Below are 6,040 nucleotides of genomic sequence, written 5' to 3'. Positions count from 1 at the left end.
GCGGAGGGCGCCGCCCGCACGGCGGCCGCCGGCGCGGCCGCCGCCGAGGACCGCATGCGGCAGCTGCTCGCGGATGTCTCCCACGAGCTCCGCACCCCGGTTGCCGGCCTGCAGGCGACCGCCGAGACCCTGTTGCGCGACAACCCGGCCCGGCCGCAGCGCGAGCAGTTGATGGTCGGCATGATTCAGCAGACCCACCGGGCCGGCCGCCTGGTGGCCGACCTGCTGCTGATGACCCGCCTCGACCAGGCGGCGGGTGCCGGGGCTGACGCTGTTGCCGGGGCTGGCGCTGCTTCCGGGCAGCGGATGCTCCGCCAGGTCAACCTCACCGAGCTCGCCACCCGTATCGTGGCCGAACAGCGACTACTGGCGCCCGAGTGCAGCCTCGACCTCACCGCGAGCGGTGCGGTCTGGGTGCACGGCGACGCCGAGCGTCTCAGTCAGGTGCTCACGAACCTGCTCGACAACGCGCGCCATGCGGCCGGGCCGGGCGGCGGCATCCGTGTCGATGTGGTCGGCACGAATGTGGCCGGAGCGAATGTGGCCGGGGCGTATCTGGACGGCGCGTATCTGGACGGCACGAATGCGGCCGGCGCCGCGGAGGCGTGCCTGTCGGTGACGGACAGCGGCCCCGGCGTGGCACCCGCTGACCGCGAGCGCATCTTTGAGCGGTTTGTGCGGCTCGACGAGTCGCGGGCGAGCAACCGCGGCGGCTCGGGGCTCGGCCTGCCGATTGCCCGCGCGCTGGTGCGAGCCCACGCCGGAACGCTCACGTGCGTCGCGCGCCGCCCGGGCGAGACCCCGACCGGCGCGCGCTTCGAGCTGGTCCTGCCGCGGGTCGTAGCCCCCGAGTACGGCTGAGTCGCGGACTTCGGCCCTTTGTGGTGCCCGCGAGGGTGCGAAGTCCGCAACTCAGCCCCGCATCACGGCCCACGCCGCGCCACTACACCCCAATTGGGGGTCTCATTGTCGGCCGCACGCTGGCAGGATACGAAACCCGGCGAGGAGTAGATCATGACTCACACCCTTCCGTCCCGGCGACGCACAGAGGCGCAGCCGGTCAGCATCCGTTCCACGCGGCCCGAGACGCAGCTCGAGACCACGCTTCAGACCGTGCCCGGCGCCCTGCCGGCCGTTCCCCGGCACTGGGCCGTGTTTCATCCGCTGCCCGGAGCCGCTCATCTCGTGGTCGGGCCGGGCGGAATCTTCACCATCTGCGTGCAGCACCTGGCCGGGGACTGGGCCTGGGCCGACAAACGCGGGCTACTTGTGTCCGGGCACCGGGTCGCGTTCTTGGCCGAGGCCGAACGGCAGGCCGACCGCTTCGCCACCCTGTTGCGCACCCGCATGGCCGTGCCGGCGCCCGTGCGCCCCGTGCTCGCTCTCGAAGGGGCCCGGTATGTGGGCCCCCGGAGCCTGCGGGACCGGCCACTTCCGGTGAAGGTGCTCGCCGCCGACGACCTCGAGGCCTGGCTGGCGGGCCTGCCGACCGTGCTGCGCGCGATCGAACGCATGGAACTCGCCGCCGTGATCGACAGCCCGGTGACGTGGGGTATCCGCCCCACCTTCGGCCCCGGCCTGCCGCCGCGCGCACTCCCGCTCCCGCGGCCTCCCGGCTGAGCGGCGCGGCGCTCAGGCGAGGCGTTCGAGAACGGTGCCGTCCCGCATCCGTTCGACGCGTACGACGTGCTCGCCGATGTCGCGCACCCCGCGGCGCACCGCGAGTTCGGCCACGTCCTGCGTCTTCGTCGGGGCGTGTGCCCGCGACGGATGCTGAAACTCCTCGATCGACTGAAAGGTGTCGCGGCCGCGGGGTTCTTTACTGTGCCGTTGCGCGTAGCCGGAGTTGAGGGCGCTGAGCTCGATCTCGTCTTCGTAGGCGCTGACCAGGCTTTTCGTGTTGAGGGTGATGACGGTGTGGGCGTCGTCCCGGTAGAGCGGCGCTCCGAGCACCTGATCCAGCCGGTTGCGCTGCAGAAAGAAGAACACCCGGTCGTTGAGCAGGTCGTACCACTCGGCGACGGTCATGTCGTCAAGGGCGTCGGCGAGTGAGGGCTCGTGCAGGGCCTTCTGGTGGCGTAGCACGGCGGTGCCGTAATCCGGGTGCTCGAGCACCCGCGATTCGCTGCGGCGGCGACCGAGGATCGCGGCCTGCGGCGCTCCCTGTTTCACGCCCCAGCGGGTGACGAGGGCGGTGGGGCTGAGCAGTCCGTGCCGCTCGATCTGTGGCCAGCTGTCATCGGCCGCGACATGGAACAGTTCGGGGTAGAGGCGGATCAGGTCGCGGGAGTGCACGGTTCGAGGCTACTCGCCCCGGCGGCGGCCGCCGATTCGGGGCCGGCGCCGATCGGGTGGTCCTCTGCGGAGGTCCTCGTCACAGGTCCAGTCGTGGCAGCACAGCGGCGGCGACGATTTGCGCGGTCAGGGCCAGTTTCGCGCCGAGATTCAGTGCGATGTAGACGCCCTCGCCGAAGACGAAGTCCCGCCACGGCCCCACGCGAAAGTGCGGCAGCACCTGATTGAGCACGAACGCCCCCGCGCTGACGAACACCGAGAGCACGAGCGTGAAGACGAACACGGCCGGGCGGGTTTCGCCCGTCGATCCGGGCCCCATCACGTAGAACAACAGGGCGAGCCAGGGCAGGGCCGCGACGAGGGCACCGATCAGAAAGCCGGGATACAGGGCCCGGCCCGGGGCATCCGCTCTTTCGAGACGGGAACCGAACACGAGCAGGGCCACGTTGGCGATGATCAGCACGACGAACGCGGAGGTATGAGCGATGGCCGTGATTTCGGCGAGCACCCAGAGCAGAATCGATGAGCTCAGGGCGAAATCGACCCAACGGATGGTGCTGTAACCCGTCTTGATGCCGATCGTGTAGCGAAACGCGGTCGGCGAGGCGACCAGAAAATGGCAGACCGTGGAGATCAGCAGCATCAGCACGAGAGCGATCCCCACGAACAGGGTTGACTGGCCGGCACTGACCGAGACGTCGCGGCCGCCGAAGAGCAGATCCCGGGCGCCCTCGAGGCTGATCGACTCACCGAGTAGCACCAGCAGATAGCTCAGGCCGACGGCCAGCACGAGGTGCAGGCTCGCGGCCACCCGGTTGAAGGTACGCAGCCGACGGATGCGCTGATTCACCGTGCGCGCTACCCGCGCCATACATCCCCCTGAAATGCCCTCACAGTCGCTGACGGTACCAGCAATCGCCTGCGGGGTCGCGGTATTGACGCAGTGTCAGCGCGGTGCGGGCTAACCGCCCAGCAGCGTGAGGTTCGCCCCGGCCTCGTCCAGCACCGCATAGAGCACGCCGTAACCGACATATGCCGTGACCGGAATGAGCACGAGCCACTCGCGAATCGACCCCGCGTTACCGAGCACGGGAACGGCCACGTTGCCGCCGCTCGACCAGAGCGAATCGAGCAGCGGCACCCGACTCCAGGCCCGCGGCGGCCGGGGCACGAACGGCCAGAACAGCGGCAGCCCGCGGTCGGTGAGCAGATCTCCGAGCAAGTGGATGCCGTACCCCAGCGTGAAGCAGACCACGAACCAGTCCTGCTGGCCGGGTGCATAGAGGGTGATGACGGCCGCGAGCAGGCCCCCGATCAGCCAAGCGAGGGTCCACGACCCGCGCGCCAGGCCGAGTGCTTTGGTCGCGAAGGCGATCGCGGCCGCGCTCATCACGGCAATTCCGAGGCCGATCGGCTCGGGCCACCAGACGGGCTGCCACAGCAGATGGCCGAGGCCGGTCGCGAGCAGCCACGCGCAGAACACGGCGAAAATTGAGTGCAGCCCGTGCCGGTGCCCGCCCGAGGCGCGACTCAGCCCGGCGGTGACGAGCTTGCCGAGCACCGGAATCGACCGCGAGATGGTCGCGGAGGTGTGATCGGCGTCGGCGAGCAGGGCCGCGCCGGCGCACAGCAGCGCCCCCGTGAGGGTGCCCATGGGGGTGACCGGGTAGAGACCGAGGCCATGCCCGGCGGTGGTGGTGACGGCGATCCAGGCGGCGGCGCCGGTCATCGCGTGGTGGGGGCCCATCATTCGTTCGTTGAATCTGTGATGCTGACCGTTTCTGTCGTGCACGGGATGACGTTTCCGGGCGTGCCCCACCCTACGGTCGACCTCCGACAGTGCCGTCGCCGCCGCCGTCGCCGCGGGCGTGGTGAAGAGTCTCAGCGCGCCAGGTCGCGGTCGATGCGGGTCAAGCGGGCGACGGAGGCGAGATAGCCGGCATCCGTCCGGGCCGGCCAGACGCCCCAGCTGCCTCGAATGCATGACCGCGCCCGATACGGGTGAGCGCTACGGCCATTACGGTAGCGCCTACCCGTATCGGGCGCGGTCATCCTGCGGCCCCGCTCCCGCGCAGGGCGAAGGCGAGGGCGAGGGCGCGGTGGTGATGATGCGCGATGTATCCGCGGGGACGTAACATTTGAGGTCTGGTGTCTCTTCGGCACATCTTCGGCACGTTTGACCCAATGAAACGCGGAACAAGCACCATGTCGCAACCTGCCGTCACCACACCGCCCCCCACCCGCACCGCGCGTCTCGACGCCCTGCCCTTCACGAAGCAACATCGCAAGCTGCTCGTGGGCTCCGGCGTCGGCTGGGCCCTCGACGCCATGGACGTTGGCCTCATCAGCTTCGTGCTCGCGCAGCTCGCCGTGCAGTGGCAGGTCTCCGATGCCGAACTCGGCTGGATCGCATCCGCCGGCTTCATCGGCATGGCTCTCGGAGCGGTGCTCGGCGGCCTGCTCGCCGATCGCCTTGGCCGCCGTCAGGTCTTCGCGATCACCCTGGTTGTCTACGGCCTCGCGACCGGCGCCTCCGCACTGGCGCTCACCGTCGGCGTGCTCATCGCCGCCCGATTCGTCGTGGGGCTTGGCCTCGGCGCCGAGCTGCCCGTCGCGTCGACCCTGGTGAGCGAGTTCGCGCCGCCGAAGATTCGCGGCCGGGTGATCGTGATTCTCGAATCGTTCTGGGCGGTCGGCTGGACCCTCGCCGCCCTGATCGGGTTTCTGGTCATTCCGCTCTCCGACGACGGATGGCGCTGGGCCCTCGCGGTCGGCGCCGCGCCGGCCATCTACGCGGTCGTGGTGCGCCTCGGCCTGCCCGAGTCGGTACGTTTTCTCGAGTCACGGGGACGCACCGCGGAAGCAGAGGCGACGGTGGTGCGCTTTGAGAGGTCGGCCGGGACATCCGTCGTCGTGCCGGCTGGTGAAGCGGATGCCGCGCTGCCGGCCGCCGCGGTGCCCGCCGCGGCCCTCGCCCCGGCTCCGTCACTGCCCGCGCGCATCGCGGCGCTCTGGTCGCCCGCGCTGCGGCGGTCGACGGCATCGCTCTGGCTGGTCTGGTTCTGCGTCAACTTCGCCTATTACGGCGCCTTCATCTGGCTGCCGACGATTCTGGTCGCCTCGGGCTTCTCGCTCGTGCGCTCGTTTGCGTACACGCTGATCATCACCGTGGCGCAGCTGCCGGGCTATGCACTCTCGGCGTATCTGATCGAAAAGTGGGGTCGACGGCCGACGCTCGCGACGTTCCTCGTGGGCTCCGCGGTCGCGGCGAGCCTGTTCGGCCTCGCCGACAGTGCACCCCAGGTGATCGGCGCCGGCATGCTGCTCTCGTTCTTCACCCTCGGGGCGTGGGGCGCGCTCTACGCGGTCACTCCGGAGCTGTACCCGACGCGGATGCGCGCCACCGGGGCAGGATGGGCGGCCGGGATCGGGCGGATTGCCGCGATTCTGGCACCGCTCGCGGTGCCGATTGTGCGCGACGCCGGCGGCACGCTGCTGCTGTTCGTCATCTTTGCGGCCCTGTTCGTGGTGGCCTCGCTGGGAGCGTTCGGCCTGCCTGAGAAGCGCGGCCAGGTTCTCGAGGACTAAACATACTCCGGGCCGGTTTCGCAACCCCACTGATGGAGTCGGGAGGGGATACGGAGCTTTCGTGCAGAAACGGGGGGCAAGCTGGAATTCTCGCCTGCGCCGAACGAGCGCGCAGGCCCGACGCTCAGTGAGCCGGCGCCCACGTGCGCTCGGGCTT

Annotated in this window: 6 protein-coding genes; 3 read left to right on the top strand and 3 right to left on the bottom strand. The window is 69.9% G+C overall.

What is annotated here, in order from left to right:
* Together E3T55_RS06195 and E3T55_RS06190 are read left to right on the top strand one after the other, a co-directional pair.
* The coding region (locus tag E3T55_RS06195; RefSeq protein WP_134518707.1) for a sensor histidine kinase at positions 1-861 on the top strand (861 nt) is incomplete at its 5' end.
* Positions 862-1,014: 153 nt separating this feature from the next.
* Positions 1,015-1,620, top strand: coding sequence for a nuclease-related domain-containing protein (locus E3T55_RS06190; RefSeq protein ID WP_134518706.1), 606 nt, complete (start codon positions 1,015-1,017; stop codon positions 1,618-1,620).
* A 12-nt stretch (positions 1,621-1,632) separates the two neighbouring features.
* On the opposite strand, the gene E3T55_RS06185 is transcribed toward E3T55_RS06190, so the two are convergent.
* From E3T55_RS06185 to E3T55_RS06175, 3 genes are all read right to left on the bottom strand, one after another.
* A complete protein-coding gene (locus tag E3T55_RS06185) occupies positions 1,633-2,295 on the bottom strand; it encodes a DUF7002 family protein (RefSeq protein WP_134518705.1) in 663 nt (220 codons plus the stop codon).
* A 79-nt stretch (positions 2,296-2,374) separates the two neighbouring features.
* Positions 2,375-3,166 carry a heliorhodopsin HeR gene (heR, locus tag E3T55_RS06180; protein ID WP_134518704.1) on the bottom strand — a complete coding sequence of 264 codons (792 nt, stop codon included), beginning with the start codon at positions 3,164-3,166 and terminating at the stop codon, positions 2,375-2,377.
* Between the two features lie 90 nt (positions 3,167-3,256).
* Complete coding sequence (locus E3T55_RS06175; protein ID WP_166791697.1) at positions 3,257-4,045, bottom strand: metal-dependent hydrolase; 789 nt, start codon at positions 4,043-4,045, stop codon at positions 3,257-3,259.
* A 455-nt stretch (positions 4,046-4,500) separates the two neighbouring features.
* Between E3T55_RS06175 and E3T55_RS06170 the strand changes: the two genes are divergently transcribed.
* Positions 4,501-5,883 (top strand): MFS transporter, encoded by a 1,383-nt coding sequence (locus E3T55_RS06170; protein ID WP_134518702.1) that lies wholly within the window; start codon positions 4,501-4,503, stop codon positions 5,881-5,883.
* Positions 5,884-6,040: the final 157 nt, after the last annotated feature.

The sequence above is a fragment of the Cryobacterium frigoriphilum genome, from assembly GCF_004403305.1.
Taxonomy (GTDB): domain Bacteria; phylum Actinomycetota; class Actinomycetes; order Actinomycetales; family Microbacteriaceae; genus Cryobacterium; species Cryobacterium frigoriphilum.
The sequence above is the reverse complement of the archived record's forward strand: the minus strand, read 5'-3'. Positions and strand labels throughout refer to the sequence as shown.